Origin of the sequence: Alteromonas sp. W12 (assembly GCF_001924945.1) — a bacterium.
Lineage (GTDB): Bacteria > Pseudomonadota > Gammaproteobacteria > Enterobacterales > Alteromonadaceae > Alteromonas > Alteromonas macleodii.
In genome coordinates, this window is record NZ_LQXH01000001.1 from 902251 (window position 1) to 920603 (window position 18353).

14 protein-coding genes are annotated in these 18353 nt (G+C 43.9%); 6 read left to right on the forward strand and 8 right to left on the reverse strand.

The window, feature by feature from the left end:
* Positions 1 to 3: 3 nt before the first annotated feature.
* The gene (locus AWH61_RS03745; RefSeq protein ID WP_249922598.1) at positions 4 to 2529 is read right to left on the reverse strand and encodes an ATP-binding protein; all 2526 of its coding nucleotides are present in this window, start codon (positions 2527 to 2529) and stop codon (positions 4 to 6) included.
* Positions 2530 to 2654: 125 nt separating this feature from the next.
* Here AWH61_RS03745 and AWH61_RS03750 point away from each other — a divergent pair, with 125 nt between their 5' ends.
* Positions 2655 to 3014, forward strand: a complete 360-nt coding sequence (locus AWH61_RS03750; RefSeq protein ID WP_069943988.1) for a VOC family protein — start codon at positions 2655 to 2657, stop codon at positions 3012 to 3014.
* A gap of 118 nt (positions 3015 to 3132) precedes the next feature.
* Here the strand turns inward: AWH61_RS03750 and asd are convergent, their stop codons facing one another.
* The gene (gene asd, locus AWH61_RS03755; protein ID WP_075176235.1) at positions 3133 to 4257 is read right to left on the reverse strand and encodes an aspartate-semialdehyde dehydrogenase; all 1125 of its coding nucleotides are present in this window, start codon (positions 4255 to 4257) and stop codon (positions 3133 to 3135) included.
* Between the two features lie 480 nt (positions 4258 to 4737).
* Here asd and AWH61_RS03760 point away from each other — a divergent pair, with 480 nt between their 5' ends.
* Entirely contained in the window at positions 4738 to 5304 is a 567-nt protein-coding gene (locus tag AWH61_RS03760; protein WP_075176236.1) for a cytochrome b, read from the forward strand.
* Between the two features lie 137 nt (positions 5305 to 5441).
* On the opposite strand, the gene AWH61_RS03765 is transcribed toward AWH61_RS03760, so the two are convergent.
* From AWH61_RS03765 to AWH61_RS03775, 3 genes are read right to left on the reverse strand one after another with little or no spacing between them, the layout of a single operon-like run.
* Positions 5442 to 7040, reverse strand: coding sequence for a sensor domain-containing diguanylate cyclase (locus AWH61_RS03765; protein ID WP_039227315.1), 1599 nt, complete (start codon positions 7038 to 7040; stop codon positions 5442 to 5444).
* A complete protein-coding gene (locus AWH61_RS03770) occupies positions 7033 to 7476 on the reverse strand; it encodes a hypothetical protein (protein WP_014948881.1) in 444 nt (147 codons plus the stop codon). The genes AWH61_RS03765 and AWH61_RS03770 overlap by 8 nt, the downstream gene beginning before the upstream one ends.
* A gap of 9 nt (positions 7477 to 7485) precedes the next feature.
* Positions 7486 to 8730, reverse strand: coding sequence for a hypothetical protein (locus tag AWH61_RS03775; protein ID WP_014948882.1), 1245 nt, complete (start codon positions 8728 to 8730; stop codon positions 7486 to 7488).
* Between the two features lie 332 nt (positions 8731 to 9062).
* On the opposite strand from AWH61_RS03775, the gene AWH61_RS03780 reads away from it, so the two are divergent.
* Together AWH61_RS03780 and AWH61_RS03785 are read left to right on the forward strand one after the other, a co-directional pair.
* Complete coding sequence (locus tag AWH61_RS03780) at positions 9063 to 9560, forward strand: M48 metallopeptidase family protein (RefSeq protein WP_014976045.1); 498 nt, start codon at positions 9063 to 9065, stop codon at positions 9558 to 9560.
* 113 nt (positions 9561 to 9673) lie between these two features.
* On the forward strand, positions 9674 to 10093 hold the full coding sequence (locus AWH61_RS03785; RefSeq protein WP_014948884.1) for a CBS domain-containing protein: 420 nt from the start codon (positions 9674 to 9676) through the stop codon (positions 10091 to 10093).
* Between the two features lie 103 nt (positions 10094 to 10196).
* Here AWH61_RS03785 and AWH61_RS03790 read toward each other — a convergent pair whose 3' ends face one another.
* Complete coding sequence (locus AWH61_RS03790; RefSeq protein ID WP_075176237.1) at positions 10197 to 13238, reverse strand: efflux RND transporter permease subunit; 3042 nt, start codon at positions 13236 to 13238, stop codon at positions 10197 to 10199.
* 3 nt (positions 13239 to 13241) lie between these two features.
* Entirely contained in the window at positions 13242 to 14324 is a 1083-nt protein-coding gene (locus tag AWH61_RS03795; protein WP_075176238.1) for an efflux RND transporter periplasmic adaptor subunit, read from the reverse strand.
* Positions 14325 to 14533: 209 nt separating this feature from the next.
* Between AWH61_RS03795 and AWH61_RS03800 the strand changes: the two genes are divergently transcribed.
* Both AWH61_RS03800 and AWH61_RS03805 read left to right on the forward strand, forming a co-directional pair.
* A complete protein-coding gene (locus AWH61_RS03800; protein WP_014976048.1) occupies positions 14534 to 15148 on the forward strand; it encodes a TetR/AcrR family transcriptional regulator in 615 nt (204 codons plus the stop codon).
* 509 nt (positions 15149 to 15657) lie between these two features.
* Positions 15658 to 17739, forward strand: coding sequence for a TonB-dependent receptor (locus AWH61_RS03805; RefSeq protein ID WP_075176239.1), 2082 nt, complete (start codon positions 15658 to 15660; stop codon positions 17737 to 17739).
* 94 nt (positions 17740 to 17833) lie between these two features.
* On the opposite strand, the gene AWH61_RS03810 is transcribed toward AWH61_RS03805, so the two are convergent.
* Entirely contained in the window at positions 17834 to 18325 is a 492-nt protein-coding gene (locus tag AWH61_RS03810) for a GNAT family N-acetyltransferase (RefSeq protein ID WP_075176240.1), read from the reverse strand.
* Positions 18326 to 18353: the final 28 nt, after the last annotated feature.

The window sequence follows — 18353 nt, forward strand, 5'->3', positions numbered from 1 at the left end:
TACTCACGCCGGGCGAGCAAGAAACTCACCTAGTGTGTTAACAAGGCGAGCCTTGTCTACGGGCTTGCCCACATGGGCATCCATTCCTGCCGCGTGACAGTTGTCGATATCTTGCTGCATGGCGTTAGCCGTCAGGGCAATAATGGGGGTTTTTAACTTAAGCACATTTCTTATATGCCGTGTGGCGCTAAGCCCATCAACTTCAGGCATTTGAATATCCATTAGTACCAAATCATAAGTGCACGCTTTCAATGCATCAATGGCCTTTTGTCCGTTTGATACGTGTGTTAAATCTAAATGGAATTCATCAAGAAGCGCTTTTATTACTTCAACATTAATGTCGTTGTCTTCTGCAAGGAGGACACGAGCGCCTTCTAGCGTAACGTGTTGCTGAGTTGTCTCAGACAGCGGAACATCAATATCTGCTGCAACAGCAAACGTGACATCAAAAGAAAAAGTAGAGCCTCGTTCTAATTCGCTTTCAAGCGTTAGTGAAGAGCCCATTAGCTTAAGCAGATTATTACTGATGTTAAGCCCTAGGCCTGTGCCGCCATACTTTCTCGCTATGGAGCTTTCAGCTTGCGTAAAAGGCGTAAACAGCTTTACTTGGTTTTCTTTCGAAATACCAATCCCGTTGTCTTTTACCCAGCAGTGCAGGGCACAATGACTATCGTTCGACTCTGATACGGATAATCCAATTTCTATAATTCCTTTATCAGAAAACTTGATGGCATTGCTTATTAGGTTTGCCAATATTTGCTTAAATCTAAGTTCGTCAAACATCAAATCGTTATTAAGGTTTTTGTCGATATGAAGCTGGAGCACTAATCCTTTGCGTTCCGCTTGGTCTGAAAATATGTCGACTAATGTACACAGGCTTTCATTGATGTCGTGAGGCCTGATAGCCAACGTTAGCTTGCCCGCTTCAATCTTCGAAAAGTCGAGTAGGTCGTTAATAAGTTGAAGCAGCATTTCAGATGCATTGACGATTTTCTTGGTAAGATCCTTTGCTTGCACGTCTGCTGCGCGGCTCGCTAATGATTGTCCAAAACCAATAATGGCATTTAAAGGCGTGCGAATCTCGTGACTAATATTAGAAATAAACTCAGACTTCAACCGATTGTTTAATTCTGCTTTTTCTTTCGCCGTTAAGTAAAGCGCATTAGCCTGTCTTGATTTACTCAATAAAATCAGAATGATAACAATTGTTACTAGTGTGAGTGTGATAAGTATGACGAGCAACGTGGAAAAAAGTGATTGGGTGCGCTGAGCCTCTGTTTTCAACAAAAGCGCTTCCTCGAATGCTTTATTCTCATTCTCAAGTTGATTTGCTCTGTCTTTCTCTTGGGTTATCTGATCAATTAAGTTGGCGCTTTTTATTAGCTCTAAGTCTTCATATTTCTTTGCATTCAAATAGGCTTCATGGAAAACCTCAAATTGTTTGAATGCCAGCGCGTGATCACCTTTCGCAGCAGTAATGTAGGCTTCTGTTTTGTCCAGCTGTGCGCGCCAAGTCGTTTGCTCGGCTTCGCGGTTTTCATCGTAGAGTACACGTGCTTTATTGAGCGCGTTTGTCGCCTTATCCAGTTCTCCTAAACTAAGGTGAGCTTCCGCTTTTAAACGGTAAATTTCGCTATTGTAAAAAGAAGATGAGAGAGGGTGAGCAAGAACGATATCAGACAGTGTCAGTGCTTTCTGAAGATTACCTGAACGATAATAGGTGGTGGCGATACCGTAAGTGGCAAGGAACTCAGAATAGTTGATATCAATTTGTGAATCGAATTCTATGGCGCGCTCAAAGTAGTCGATGGCCTTGCTATAGTTTCCTAGATTTCTATACAGAATACCAATGGCGTATAGGTTGTCACTGACCAAAATTCGCTGGTTTTCAACTTTGGCGCCATCAAGCGATTTCTCATAGTAAGACAGCGCAATGTCATAAGCGCTGACTGATTGATAGTAGTCTGCCACAATTGCATAGTACAACGGTCGAAGCTTGGTAAGCGTATGTTTGGTTAGTATATCGTTTACCGTGTTGATAAGCTCAGCGTTAGGCGCAAAAACCTGCCCCTCGCTGTAAGTTAATACCTGGTAAATAAGCGCGTATGCCTTTACGCTTGGTGGAATATCAGGCGTTGCAACAACGCGGTTAAAGTGCTCGTAGGCTTTGTCGTAGTCTGCTGAAATACCATACATTCTTGCTACACCAGTAGCGATTGTAAGCCCTTCACTCGAGTTGTCTTGCAACGCAATCAGCGAATTTAAGATTTTTTCGGAAGGGCGTTGGTGAATCGAGAGTTGGTACTGAACATAAAGCGCGCCCACTTTTCTTTTTTCATCTTGCGTTAATGTGTCAGATAACAACCAAGCTTCAAGCTTTTTTATTGCTGCCCCTATAGGCATAGGCACTAAGGTTTCAACGTCCACTTTAATTTCGCTGACCTTGTCTGAGATAGATGCATGAGCACTAACCGTTCCCATACTCCAAGTTAGGGCAAGCAATAAAGCCAAACTAATAAAATGCTGCAAACTAAGTGACCCGAATAAATGCTATTTGTCTTATGTTAAACGATTAAGCACGTTTAGAATTTAATCAATAAGTCTAAAGTTGGTGATAGTATGAGCTCATCATTTTTTAAAAAGAGGAGAGTGACATGCAAGAAAGCACCAAACTCAACTATGTCGAATTTGCATCTCTAGATATTCGCCGCTCAAAAGCGTTTTTTGAAAGTGCGTTTGGCTGGTCTTTTACCGATTATGGCAGTGAATACAGTGCGTTTAGCAATGCTGGCATGGACGGAGGGATTTTTTCTGCACAACGTGTGATGAAGGCAGAAAGTGGTGCGCCTTTATTGGTGCTGTATTCCAATAACATTTCTGAATCGCAAGAATGTGTAGAAAAAGCAGGTGGAGCAATTACTAAACCGTTGTTTGACTTCCCGGGGGGCTGTCGCTTTCATTTTGTCGAGCCAGGTGGTAATGAGCTTGCTGTTTGGTCTGAGTCGGCAAAATAGCGCTATCGTGTCAACGAAGTCTAGTGATTCTGGCTTTTATAGTCTGATAAAAAACGCCTTGCGTGTAATGACACAGCAAGGCGCTCTAAATTCAGATTAATTAGCTATAAGCTTGTCGTTACTTTTGCTCAAGCACAATGCGCAGCATTCTGCGAAGCGGCTCTGCGGCACCCCACAATAGCTGATCGCCGACAGTAAATGCCGAGATATATTCAGGACCCATGTTAAGCTTGCGAATACGGCCTACGGGAATAGACAGTGTACCGGTCACTTTCGCTGGCGTAAGTTCTTGCATCGTCGCGTCGCGATCGTTAGGAATCACTTTTACCCACTCGTTGTGGTTAGCCAAGATTGTTTCAATTTCGGCTAGAGGCAAGTCTTTCTTTAGCTTAAGTGTGATAGCCTGGCTATGACAGCGCATGGCGCCAACACGTACACAAATACCGTCTATCGGCACTTCACTGCCTTTAATGCCTAAAATCTTGTTGGCTTCCGCTTGGGCTTTCCACTCTTCGCGGCTTTGACCTGAAGGTAGTTGCGAATCGATGTACGGAATTAAGCTACCCGCAAGCGGAACACCGAACTGTTCACTAGGGTAGTCTGCGCTTCGAATAAACTCAGACACTTGCTGGTCAATTTCTAAAATCGCGGTAGCAGGATCTTCAACTTTAGCTTTCACATTACTGTGAATTGCACCCATTTGATTAATTAGCTCACGCATGTGCTGTGCACCTGAACCTGAAGCGGCTTGATAGGTCATTGGCGAAGCCCATTCAACCAAGTCTTTCTCAAACAGGCCACCGAGTGCCAGAAGCATAAGGGAAACCGTGCAGTTTCCACCTACGTAGGTACGAATGCCTTTTTCAATGCCACTATCAATTTCTTTACGGTTTACTGGATCTAGAATAATTACGGCATCGTCTTTCATACGAAGCGCTGACGCAGCATCAATCCAATAACCGTTCCAGCCAGTGGCTCTTAAATCGTTGTACACGGCTTTTGTGTAGTCGCCGCCCTGACAGGTAATAATGATATCCTGTTTAGATAGCGCTTCGATATCGTGCGCATCTTCTAGAACACCAGCATCCTTTCCAGCAAAATCTGGTGCTGCACTACCTTTTTGCGAGGTAGTGAAAAAGGTGGGCTCAATGTGCGCGAAATCTTGCTCTTCTTGCATGCGCTGCATTAATACTGAGCCAACCATACCGCGCCAGCCCACTAAACCTACTTTTTGTTGTGACATTAAATTGAGAACCCTTGTTACTAAAATGAAAAGTACTTCACCACCTACGCCTTTTGCTCAACGCTAACACATGTACTTATGAATTAACGTGTCTATCAATTGAACGTAGAATGATGTCGAACGCCGCTGCTTTATTGTGCTGGCGCAATACCTGTCGTTTTTATTTTTGTCTTTGCAGTCTAAGTGTTATTTATCCCGCTGGCTAGATGGTTTTTATAAATAATCTATCGCTGATATAAGCATTTTAGAAACGGCTAGTTCATGGCAAAAAATTTAAATAAAACACTTGAAGGAGCAATCAAATCGCAGGGTAGAGAGTGAACCTGTATTAACCCCTCATTGTGTCTATGCACTGCTTACGGTCTAAAAATTGCTTTATAAATAGAATTAATCCCTCACAATGTGTGAGGAGATATACAATATTGAGATACGCTTTAAGGAAAACGTAGTTCTTAATATGAAAATAAAAGTGAGGAACGCATGCAGTACGATAGTCATAACAAATTTGCTACCACTACGGTATTTTTGCACTGGTTGGTTGGATTAACCATTATTGGCTTGCTTGCCACTGGGATTTACATGTCGGAAAACGGTGTGTATGCACTATACCCCTGGCACAAAGCGATTGGTTTTCTTGTATTCTTTGTCGCACTAGCACGTGTGGTATGGCGCATGAAAAATGGTTGGCCTAGCGCTGCTGCTAACTATAAGCCAATAGAGCATAAATTAGCGTCAGTTGTGCACTGGGTGTTAATTATCGCCACGCTCTTAATGCCAATTTCAGGCTTGATGGCGTCGGTATTGGGTGGGCACGGGCTGTCAGTTTTTGGTCTGGAGGTTTTCGCGCCAAATTATAGTGTTGAAGATCCTGAGAAAACGCTACCGATAAATTACGAGCTTTCCAAAGCAGGTGGCGCTATACACTTCTATCTTGGTTATACCGTTATTGTCGCACTCTTGCTACACATTGCTGGCGCTCTTAAGCATCATTTCGTTGATAAAGATGGCACATTGAAGCGCATGCTAGGCAAAACCATTGGGGAGTAGTGCTTAATATCCTAGTTTTTGTGTATACCTTCGTCATCGTAAAAGTATTTTGACTGAAGTTTGCACCTTGGGAGAACAGGTAGATAACTTTCACGTAGAAGCCGAGCTATTTTTGCTCGGCTTTTTTTCTTCAACATTTATTGGCTGCCATTACGTGATGCTGAGTCAGCAAAGAAGAGATAGTCATTGGGCGCTGAGACCTTGTTTTGTTTCGCTTTGTACATGGCAATGTCAGCCAGTTTTATTAACGTACTCATGTCATCGCTCATGGCAGGGAAAAAGGAAACGCCCACACTCATTGAAATAAAGGTTGGCTCTGGGTCGCCGTTAAAGTAGAAAGGTTGCTTCACCCCGTCATTCACTTTTTCTATGGCGCGTTTCACAGAAACTTCGTCTTCAGCTTGAAGTAATAATACAAACTCATCGCCGCCCCAACGTATCGCTACATCGTTTTTGCGAATTTTTTCCTGTAACTGTTCAGCCACAAAGATGAGTACTTCGTCGCCCGCATCATGACCGAAAATATCGTTCACCGCTTTGAAGCCGTTCAGGTCAATTAACGCGAGAGCGAAGTGGTGGTCTTTTCTCATTAACTTCGCAATCAGCTTTTCACCGCCATTGCGATTATAAATACCTGTGAGTGCATCGAAGTCTGCCTGTAAGGCCAGTTTCTGGAGTTCGTGTTTTCGACTAGAAATATCATTCAGCGTCAGCTGATAGTAGCGTTCGCCATCATCAGTGACTAAAGGGCTGGCGATTAGTTGAACCCATGTGGCGTCGTCAGTTTTCTCTGATTTTAGTTTATATTCACCTGTTGCAAACTCATTGCGTGCAAATGCCTCCGAAAGCGAAGTTTTCATTGCAGTAGGCGCTTCAAATAGCTCCTCAAGTAGCTCGCCATAACCTTGCTTTATCTCTAGGCCAATCTTTTCTACCAAGTCGTTGAAGGCCTTATTTCTAAGCTCGATAATTCCATTTTCCGCCATTAACACAGTGGCAGACTTTGCGTTTTCAAAAAGCATTCTGAAACGCTTTTCCAGAAATTCGATTTCTTCCCTAAGTTGACGCTCTTGAGTGAATTGCTCTTCGACTTTGTTTAACAGTTGATTGGTGTCCTGCACCAGCTCGCCTATTTCACTTCGGGAGTGATACTCCGGCATTTCAATTCTTTCTTTTGTGCCTGGAGTAATCTTATGCAGTGAACGACCCACGCGAAGCATAGGAGAGATTATGATGTAGTAGGTAATTATCAACGCAACAATGCCGACAACCACTGCTTCAACATACAATGAATAATTATTGTCAGTACTTATTTTTTTCGCCTGTTCAATAATGTGGGCAAAGTTAGGGTAAACATTGACCTCAGCCAAGGTGTCTTCAGGAATGAATGGGTGCCTCACCAAAAATACCCGAGGCTTGACGTCTTTGCTGATGGCATCGTTCACATTGAATTGATAATACATTGCATCGCTTTTAATAGACGCTGCGAGTATTTTTTCACTTTTAACCAAGCCGTTGATCGCCTCTTTTGCCAGATCTTCATCTTCTAAAAAAGCAGCGATAGACGCCGTTGCGGCAACGGTTTGGTAAAGTTCTTGAATATCGTTGTTCGCTTCACTAATTTCGTGCTCATACGTAGCGCGATAAAAAAATTCGGCGGTCGTAAGTACTACCAGCATAGCAGCAGCTACTAATATGAGTGAAAAACGAAACCCTAAGCCATGGATGTTAATCAAAGCGGTACACTACCTTCATTTTGTCGGTGACGTACGACTCATATACATAGGCTAAGGCTGACTCATCGTCTTCTAGCCGTTGTTTAACATCTTCTATAGTTTGTTCTATCGCAGGTGGTTTAACACGTCCAGAAAACTTCAGTCTAGACCAATACGCATTAACGCGAGCAAGGGGAAGGCCCACCAGCGATTTATAAAATTGACCTTTTAGCTCGTCATTAAGCTCTATATCGATTGGCGTTGCCTGCCTACCGTTAGGGAAAGCCGAGTACTTGCCCATGAAGAGATCTATAATCCCTTTCTTATCTAAAACCTGCACATCATTGTTTAAGTTAGTAACAACAACGATTTTCTCTTGTGATTGCGCTACAGAGGAAAAGCTATACAAGGCAAGCACGACAGCCAGTAGGGGTGAGAAGTGTTTATAAAAAGTCATCTCCTCCCCCTAAAAGCTGAAACTTAACGCAACAAAGAGAGTGTGAACAACCCCATCTTCATCATCTACAACAAGACCATCTCTGGCGCGTAGGCCAGTTCCTCTAGCTTCAACATCAGTTCGCTCAAGCTGCACTTTAAAGGCTAGGTTTTCTTGCAAATCCCAACGCCATCCGAGAGAAAGTGTTTGTTGATGATGTGCCAAGCTACTCGCTACTTCTTCTACAAAAACGGCTAGTTGAGCAGTGCTCTCGTTTATTGGGAAGCCAGGTTGCTCTTGGCTAAGAAAGTATGTGTCTGTCTTTGCAAATGAGTATAAACCGTAGAATGTATGCGCACCATAAAGATAGCTGAGGTTGAGGAAGCCATTAAAAGAGGGTCTCAACGCAATTGAATTTGAATCGATATATGATAGCTCGCCAGAAAGCTCCCACGCATCAAAATAACGGTTGAAGTAAACGGACGTATAGTGAATGGTTGTATCTTTAAGGCTTACTTCTTTAGCAAAGTCTATGGCGCCGCTCCAAAATGGCTGTAGCTGCGCAACGGAAGCAGCGACAACTGCTAAATCTTCGTCGTCATTGTCCGCTTCGGTTTGGGTGTGTTTAAGAGCAAGGCTCCAGTCGAATGAGACAAATTCAACACCAATTGAACGTAAGTTATTAAACCTAATCGGGTTGTAATCGTCACTAGAAAAGTCACTTTCTCCGCTTCCCCAAAAGCCTTTAATCAATAAATTAAAGTTGTCGTAAGGCTTAGTGTAGCTAATGTCTCCTCCATCAAAGCTTCTTGCGGGAACAATACCGTAAACCTCGGTGGGGACTTTCACCCAAGGATAGGCTATCGACACGTCTCTGGTATCACTGAAGTGAAAAATATCGGCCGCAAGTCTTCCTGCTCTTACTTGCCACGATGGGGTTATATCGTATCTTAGAAAAGCCATCTGGGTTATCGAATCCAGGTTTTGCTCATCTTGCTCTCGATAAACGAATTGACCCACAAAGTCTAAGTTATCAGAAACGCTGTAATCAAGCTGTACGCCAACTAAACTCAAAGGCTTGAATGCAAGGCCGCCTTTTTTCGCCGATTCAGCTTGAGACCGGTCTGAACGAAACTGATACCTGTCAGAATCGGAAGTTGCTGTTGCAACGGTGCCAAAACCACTAACCTTTACGTTCTCTTTTTCAGCAAACGCACTATTAACAATGAGGAAGCTCATCACCATAGCGATAACTGAGAAGGGCTTTTTAATCATCAATGCGTATCCAAATTCAAGCTTGTCTTTGCTAACACCTAAAAATCATACTTTCGAGCTGCTGGTTACAGTAAGAATAGTAAAGAAACAGGAAAACGTATGAAAAGTCAGCTTTTTTTATTTTTTTAACCGAGCGCTTGATAAATGCGAGTGGTATCTTCGAGCGTTGTTTGACCAGCATATCATTTAGCTTGTCGTTACTGTAGGGGGGATTCCTAATATGACTTATTGTTACTGCTGTTTTTTTATTTTCAACAGAAATGTTTGTAAGCGGCTTTCACTGTCTACGGCTCCAATTTGCTTTATAATTCCTGACGTAAAGGAGAAAAAACGTGAATGAATATGCTCGGTATTTTAACGGCTACCCTTCAACTATTGTGGAGCAAGCCTTACAGCTCATTTCCAGCAATCGGCTACAGCGTTATTTACTAAAAAAATACCCAGAGGCCCATGATATAACCACCGACAAATTGCTGTATCAGTACGCGACGGAATTAAAAAAGCGATACTTAAAAAATGCGCCACCGTTTGGGCGCGCCGCGTTTAAAAAGCAAGGTGATATGATAACTAACGCGCTAGGTACGCATACTTACCGTATGCAGGGTAAAACGCGCAAACACGACTTGGCCATTAATAACGATTTACTCTATGCCCCAGAGGCCTTGTTAAAAGCCCTTGTAGTGCATGAACTGGCGCACTTTAAAGAAAAAGACCACAACAAAGCCTTCTATAAACTTTGCTGCTATATGGAGCCAGATTATCATCAACTAGAGCTGGATTTACGTTTGTTCTGTGTGGCCGTATCAATGGGAGAAAACCCGTACACGTAACATGTGAACGCCTCATAAGGTGTTGCAATGTTTAAACCCGTGTTGGGTACAATTGTCGTGTGCTTGCTATAACTAAATTAAAGCCCAAGCGCTGGAATTAACGAGGAGTATTAATGAGCATTGCTAAAATTATGTCTACGCGGGTGGTTAGCGTGCACATGGATGACAGTTTACAGTCATTGCGCGAGCTCTTTGCTGCTACGGGGTTTCATCATTTGGTCGTCGTGCATGACAATAAGCTGCAGGGGATTATATCTGACAGAGACTTGATGAAATCGATTAGTCCTTTTGTAGATACCCTAAGCGAACGAAAGCTTGATCGCGCTACATTGGATAAAAAAGCGCACCAAATCATGACTCGTGAAGTCATTACACTTAACCCAAGTGACTCTGTTTATTCGGCTATTGAGCTTTTTAATACCCATAAAATTTCCTGCATTCCTATTATCGACACGAAAAGGCATCCAGTAGGAATGGTGTCGTGGCGCGATGTGATGAAGTTTATGCAAAGTAGGGTAGAGGCAAAGCGTTAGGTCGGTACTCGTATGTTATTAATAGTGAACACCGCTTTAAAGGGGAGTGGTCTCTCTACCTGCGTTTATAAATTGCGGTAAAGAGACCGTTAGTTTTAAAGCGTTAGCTTTTGCGGTAGCTGACTTTAAACAGCAAACTGTAGAGTACGGGCACAGCGATAAGTGTAAGTACCGTCGCAAAGGCCAGGCCACCCATAATGGTCACTGCCATATCGGCAAAGAAGGCGTCGAACAGCAGCGGCGCCATACCTAAAATGGTCGTTACCGCCGCCAGTGAAACAGGGCGTACACGGCTGATAGTAGCGTCAACAATCGCTTGGCGAATGGCTAATCCTTCTTCTATCTGAAGGTCAATTTCTTCAATAAGTACAATAGCGTTCTTAATAAGCATGCCAAACAAGCTTAAGAAGCCGAGTAGCGACATAAAGCCAAACGGCATATCGGTACCTAATAGACCAGAGACTACACCAACAATAGCCATGGGTACTACAAGCCAGATAATCAGCGGCTGACGAGCATGACCGAATAGCAATACTGAGATAATAAACATGACTAGGAAGCCAGCAGGCAAGCCAGCGCCCAGCGCTTTTTGTGCATCGCTAGAGCTTTCAAATTCGCCGCCCCATTCTAATGAATATCCAGCTGGAAGCTCTATGTCTTCAATAAGTGGGCGGATTCTCGCTAACGCTTTGGCAGCAGTTTCATCGTCACCCGGCTCAGCTTCTACCGTAATGGTGCGAACGCGGTCGCGACGGTGAATACGCATTTCTTCGGTCATTAACTCCAAGCCCTGAGATACCTGTGTGAAAGGCACATATTGGCGCTGTTGCGTAGACCATACTTGTGATTCACGTATTGATTGAAGCTCGGTATCTTCAGCCTTACCCATTTTTGCAATAATGTTGTAAGCATAATCGCCGTCTTGCACCGTACCTAGCTGAACGCCGCTACTTGCATACTGTATGGTCTGGCTAAAGTCACTATGCGAAACGCCAGCAATCCCTGCGTTGTAGTTGTCAAATTGCGTATTAATGGCAAAGCCTTTTTCACGCCAGTTATGTCGAACGTCTTTCACTTGTCCATCAGCAAAAAGCAGTGCTTTGGCTTCATCCGCCAGTTCGCGAAGTATTTCAGTATCTGGGCCTGAAAAACGGGTCTCAAGTTTTGCACCAGAGCCAGGGCCAAACTGCATGCGCTCCATATAAAAGCTAGCGTCGAAGTCCAGGTCGGTAAGCTTACTCGCAAGTGCACTTTGAATAGCCGGAATATTATCAAGTTCATTCGCGCGAACCATGAAAAAGGCATAGTTTTCGTTAGCACTTTTAGGCGCATAAGTGAGGGTGAAACGATCGGCGCCTTGCCCTATAAAGGTGGTTACAGCCGTGACGTTTTCCATTCCCAAAATACGAGCTTCAGCTTCTTTTGCAATGACTTCAGTGGCACGTATATCTCTATCTTGCGGGCCCCAATGATGCACAAAGAACAGCGGCGCGTTTGACGGAGGGAAGAAGCCTTGTTTTACCATGCCAAAACTTCCATAAGCCACGATAGTAATAGCAAACAGTGCACCAATGGTTACCCAACGAAGCTTAAGTGCGCCTAAAAGTGCACGCTTAAACCAGCGTTGCGATGCAGAAAGTTCGTTACCTGTGGTTTGCCCAATACCTTTGCGGTAAAAATATGCGCCAAGCACGGGCACCAAGGTTACCGCTAATACCCAACTTATCATGAGGGAGACCAACACTACGGCAAACAATGAATAAAGAAACTCGCCTGTAGCATCGTTTGAAAGGCCTATGCCTGAAAAAGCCGCAATACCGATAACGGTTGCGCCAAGTAAAGGCCACTGCGTTCGCTTAACAATAAAGCTGGCTGATTCTTTGGCTGTAGAGCCCGTGGCCATGCGCAGCATCATCCCCTCAGCAACTACGATAGCGTTATCTACCAGCATACCCATGGCGATAACCATGGCACCAAGTGATATCCTTTGAAGCTGAATATCCATAAGCCACATGATTAGAATAGTACCTAGTACGGTGACAAGTAGCACAGAGCCAACTACCACGCCTGAGCGCCATCCCATGAACAAACATAGCGTTAAGGTAACAACCGCCACCGACATAACGAGGTTATTAATAAAGCCAGTAACCGATTCGTCGACGACTGAGGCCTGATCGTAAATAGGCGTAAGCGTAATACCGACAGGCAGTTCTTGAAGCAGCTTTTCTACTTTTGCGTTAACGCGCTCGCCCACATCAACAATGTTAACGTCGGTCAACGCTGATACTGAAAGCGTAAGTGCTTCTTCGCCGTTGTAGCGTACATGAACGGGCTGTATGTCGGCAGGCTCTAACTTTAGCGTGGCAATATCAGCAACCCGAAGGGAACGGTTTGTGCCAGGCACTACCACTGACAGATTAGATATTTCTTCTAGTCTGTCTGGTGCGCGCTCTACAATTAGGCGCACATTTTTTTCGTCAACTTTAATACGACCGCCGTTGAACGGGCGCAGGTTGTCTTCAAAAAGAGAGGCGAGATCAGGAAATGAAATGCCTAAGCCCGCGAGTTGATAAGGGTTGATATAGGCCACTATTTGTTCTTTTTGAACGCCAGTTACATTTACCTTGGCAACGCCTTCTGTAGTCAGCAGGTCACGTCGAATAATTCGGGCGAATTCTCGAAGCTCCCGAGTATCGAAATCAGGTGCACTTAACGCGTAATAAAGCCCGTAAACGTCACCGAAATCATCAAATACCACAGGGTTTTGTGCCCCCGTTGGCAACGAGCTTGCGGTGTCGCGAAGTCGCTTTCTCAACTCATCCCAAATCTGTGGCAAGAGGTTACTGTCGTAGGTACTCTTAACTTCAACGGTAATTTCGGAAAGGCCCGGCGATGAAACTGACGTCACTTCCTTTAACTGCGGCATTTGCTGAATGGCAATTTCCAAGCGTTCAGTGACTTCACGTTCTACCTTTTCGGCACTGGCTCCAGGATAGTTGGTGTATACCTTTACTTGTTTGATGGTAAACGCAGGGTCTTCTAAGCGACCAATTTTGCTCATAGCCAAAATGCCGCCTAAAAGCAGGATGACTACCATTAGCCAAATGTTGACGGGCTTATCAATTGAATAGCGTGCGATATCCATAAATTACTTCTCTCCTTGGTAAGGAAGCACTTTCATGTCTGCACGCATTTGTGTTGCTCCAGCAGCAACCACTTGCTGGCCAAGGGTGATTTCGCCTTGGCTTTTACCCTCAATAATCGCTAGCTCATTTTCAATATGCTTAACGTTTACAGCTTGCTTGGTCACTGAACTTGTTTCATCGTTATATACCCACACTGCAAAGCCTGAGTCCTTGTCACCTACAAGTGCTCTTACTGGCACAACAAAGCCTTCTGGATAAAGGCTACCTTGTAGGCTGACTTTTACCACTGCGCGCGCGCCCGGTGTTAGGGGGAGTTCTTCGCGAGGCTCCATGGCAAACACCACTTCATAAGTTTGCGACACAGGATCAGGTTGGGTAGAGTGCTCTACATAGTTCACCGGATACCACTGACTGCGATTGGTGGCTAGTGTGGCGCTGGCTTGTTTTATCCCACGGCCAATATTGGCAGTAAGTAAGCGCTCAGGAACATTAATGTTGAAGTATATTTTAGACACATCTTGCAGGCGAGCAATCGGCGTACCTGCGGCAACAAAACTGTTATTTTCAACAAGTCGTTGAGATACCTTTGCATCAAAAGGGGCATATAGCTGTGTGTAGCTCAAATCTTGCTCTGCATTTTTTAAGTCGATAACCGCTAGTTCGTAAGATGTTTTTGCAGTATCCAGAGAGCTCTGTGCAACTAGCTTTTGAGCGAACATTTTCTCAATTCTATCAAGCTCTCGTTTGGCCTGATCAAGTCGTGTCGTAGACTCGTCCACGCGTCTTTCGAATGGTTTACGATCAATAGTGGCCAGTAACTTGCCTTTATTGATATCACTGCCTGTCACCAAGTCAGTCTGGATAAGGCGGCCTGAAACTTCAAAGCTTAAATCGACGGTTTTCACTGCCGATACAACGGCAGGGAAGGTGAATTCGTCAAAATCTGGAATGTTGCTAACCGTAGCGAGTTTGACATAACGAGGTGCAACGTTTGCTTGTTGCTCGGCAGGCTCTTCGGAAGAACATGCACTTAAAGTGGAAACCGATAAAACGCTTAGAAATAAAATGTGGGAGAATCGCATCATGGACATAGGTGTATGTAATCCATAGTCAGGGTAATTAAAGTATAGATGTGTAAACCAAGGTAGTGATGGTATGCACAACGGCAGCAAAGATAGTCATTACCTAAAGTAAACTGGTGAGTGCATTTTAGTGCGGTCGCATTGAAAAGTAAACTGTTCGGTGTAAAATGATCGGGTTAATGTAGCGGATAACTAATTTTGAGAATTTCCATATGGTAGGCAACACACGTACGCGTAGCGACATCAAACGCGAAGCCATTATTCAGGCGGCAACACAGGCATTCCAAGAGTTTGGCGTTAACGGCACAAGCATGGATAAGCTGGCTGAACTGGCAAATGTGTCAAAGCGCACTGTGTACAACCACTTTTCTACAAAAGAAGAGCTGGTGATGCATTTGGTTACGCAACAGTGGCAAACGGCTATTTTAAATATAAATAAAAAGTACGATGCTACGCTTCCGCTAGACGAGCAGCTAGAAGACCTTATTTTGCAAGACATTGAGTTTATGGTGAGTGAATCACACCTCGATTTAGCTCGGGTTGCGATTGGCCACTTCTTCTACGAGCCGGAAAAGCTAAAAGATGAAGTTGCGCAATTAAAAGCCCAAGAGACGGCTATGCACCGCTGGTTAAAGGATGCCAAAGCCGACAATAAACTAGCGTTTGACGACTTGGATCGGGTTGTCGATGAAATTGATAGCTTAGTAAAAGGGCAGTGCTTTTGGCCTCAGCTGTTCAAAATTGAAGATTCCCTCAGCGATAACGATAAGAAGAGCTTAGCAAAACACACAGTGGCTTTGATTTTAAGCCGCTATGCTGTTGTGTAGTTGGCAGGCTATATCGATGAGTTTGTTCAAGGCTCTTTCAGTATTGAAGGGCCATTGAACTTTTACTTCCCAAACATTTTTTCCGCTTATCCGTCTTCGCGCTAACTTCACAGATCCCTCTTGATTCAAACGGACTACACTTCAGATGATGTAGCCAGTAAATACCTTTTCACTTAGCTGTTTGTTCTCCCTGTCGCTCGTCCTCCGACACCTGCAATATGCGCCTCTACAATCGTACGAAATATATTCACCTGCTTATTCTTTAGTCTATTTTGGCGCGATTTGAGTCTTATTTGTCTAATAAATTAAGAAAATTTATAAAGAGTTTTTAAATTTTGTCGCTTTTGCTCTCGTCATTTGTTCTAAATTTTTATAATATCCCGACCAAAAATAACAACTATTATTATTTGCAATTGCAAAATTCGGCAGAAAGCCGGGTCGTGATAATAGGGTTTTACAGATTTTTGAAAGTAAACACACAACACTTACAGAACACTTGGAGAGCAATTTTGAAATTCAAACTTACGAGTATTGCTGCTGCGATAATTCTAAGCCCAGCAACTTTTGCTGCTGATATGGAAGATATTGAGAGACTAACGGTGAAAGGGAAGTACCTTTCGGTTAACCAGTCCAACTCAATTAAAAGCCCTACACCAATTATCGACGTTCCACAGAGCTTGTCGATTATTACGGCTGAAGAAATAACGGCTCGCGGTATTACTAGCATTGGACAAATTATTGACTACGCACCAGGTGTTAATACATCGCAAGGTGAAGGTCACCGCGACTCGGTAGTATTCCGTGGTGTGCGCTCTACTGCAGATTTCTACTTAGATGGTAACCGTGATGACGTTCAATACTACCGTGCACTTTACAATGTTGAGCAGGTAGAGATTCTTCGTGGTCCAAATGCGTTGCTATTCGGTCGCGGTGGTACGGGCGGTATCTTAAATCGTGTATCTAAGAAAGCGAAAACGAGCGATAAGTTTGTAAACTACAACGTATCTGCTAATACGTTTGGTGCATATAACTTACAGTTAGACACCAATGTTGACACGGGCGATAAGTCGGCCCTGCGCATTAACGCCATGTACGAAAGCCTAGACAACCATCGCGACTTCTTCTACGGAGACCGTTACGGCTTCAACCCAACGGCACGCTTTGAGCTAAGCGATGACACAATTGTTGATGTGTCATATGAATATATCGACCACGAGCGCTTTATTGACCGCGGTGTGCCAACTGCCAACGGTGAACCAGTAGAAGCGTTTGAAGAAATCGTGTTTGGCGATCCAGATAACAACTACCAAACATTGGGCGCTGACGTGTTCCGTGCAAACGTTGAGCACACTTTCTCAGATAACCTGAAAGGTAACTTCAACGCTTTTTACGGTGACTATGACAAAGTTTACTCGAACTTTTATGCGGCAGGTTATAACGCTGAGACTGAGCAAGTAACGCTAGACGGATACGTTGATACTACGCAGCGTGAAAACATGATCTTGTCTTCTAACCTAGTTGGCGAGTTTGAAACGGGAAGCATTGGGCACACGGTTATCTTCGGTGGTGAGGTTATTAATACCAAGTCAAACCAAGATCGTTACAACCCTGTGTTTGATTCCACTGACGGTGATAGAGAAACGTTTAATATTTCACGTCCGTTAAGCTTCCGTGGTTTAACTGGTACAAATGCTGAAGGCGTAACAGTTACAGCAGACTTCTCTGACTTGAACGACGATACGCATGTAGACTTAGATGTATACTCTTTCTATGTTCAAGATGAAATTGCACTATCAGACAACTTCGACCTTGTACTAGGTGCACGTTTTGACAGCTTCGATATTGAAGTATTCAACGCGGACCCTGAAGTTTTAGAGACACGCAGCAGAAAAGACGAAGAAGTGTCACCGCGTGCTGGCCTAGTGTATAAGCCACAGAAAAATATCTCTATATACGCTAGCTACAGTGAGTCATTCTTGCCACGCAGCGGCGAGCAATATGCGAATATTAATGGCGACGCAAACGCGCTAGATCCAGACACGTTCACTAACCAAGAAATTGGTATTAAGTGGGACTTCAACGACAGCATGAGCTTTACAGCAGCTATCTTTGAGAACGAGCAGACGTCATTGGATAACGACCCGAATGACCCTGAAAGCTTTGTTGAAGTTGACTCAGATGTATCTGGTTTTGAGCTACAGCTGCAAGGTTATATCACAGACAAGTGGTATATTACTGCAAACTACAGCAACCTTGACGGCGAAAACGCAAGTGGCGTAGAGCTTCGTGAGCTGCCTGAAAATACGATGTCTGTGTGGACAACCTACGAAGTGAATGAAGTATTTGGCTTCGGCATTGGTGCTACATATCAGGACGAAAGTAAGGTATCGACAAGTGCTTCATCGCCTGTACTACCTAGCTATACGCGTGTTGATGCGTCTGCTTACTACACGCTTAGCGACAAAATGCGCCTTCAGTTAAACGTTGAAAACTTGACTGATACGCTTTACTTCCCGAATGCACACTCTACGCATCAGGTAACAGTAGGTGCGCCAATTAATGCGCGTCTATCACTGATTGGTTCTTTCTAAACTAACCGTCAGTTTTAAAATATTGTTTAAAAGCCATTCGCGAAAGCGAGTGGCTTTTTTTATCTTTGCACTTTGTATTTAGAGGCTTTGTGCTCTATTCGCCTTGCTTTGCAAAGTCGATAAGTGTCTGTCCATCCATACGATAGCCTAACCATTCACTCTTTGGTTTAGCGCCAAGTGACTCGTAAAAATCGATAGCTGGTTTGTTCCAATCTAATACGCTCCATTCGAAACGCCCGCAGTCGTTTTCTACCGCTGTTTTAGCTAAGTGTTGCAATAACGCTTTCCCTGCACCCAGGCCACGTGATTTTGGTGAAACATACAAATCTTCAAGGTAGAGTCCATTGCGTCCTTGCCACGTAGAGTAATTAAAGAAATACACAGCGAAACCAATAGGCGCGTCAGCGCTTTCACACATTACACAATGCGCGGTTGCGCCTTCTCCGAATAATGTTTTTAATAGCGCTTCTTCATCTGCTTCTACTTCATGCTCTGCTTTTTCATAAATAGCAAGTTCCAGAATGAACTGGCGAATTTGTGAAATATCCTCAGGCGTGGCTGGTCTTATTGAAATGGTGTTGGTCATGGTGACTCCCATCATAAATAATCAAAAA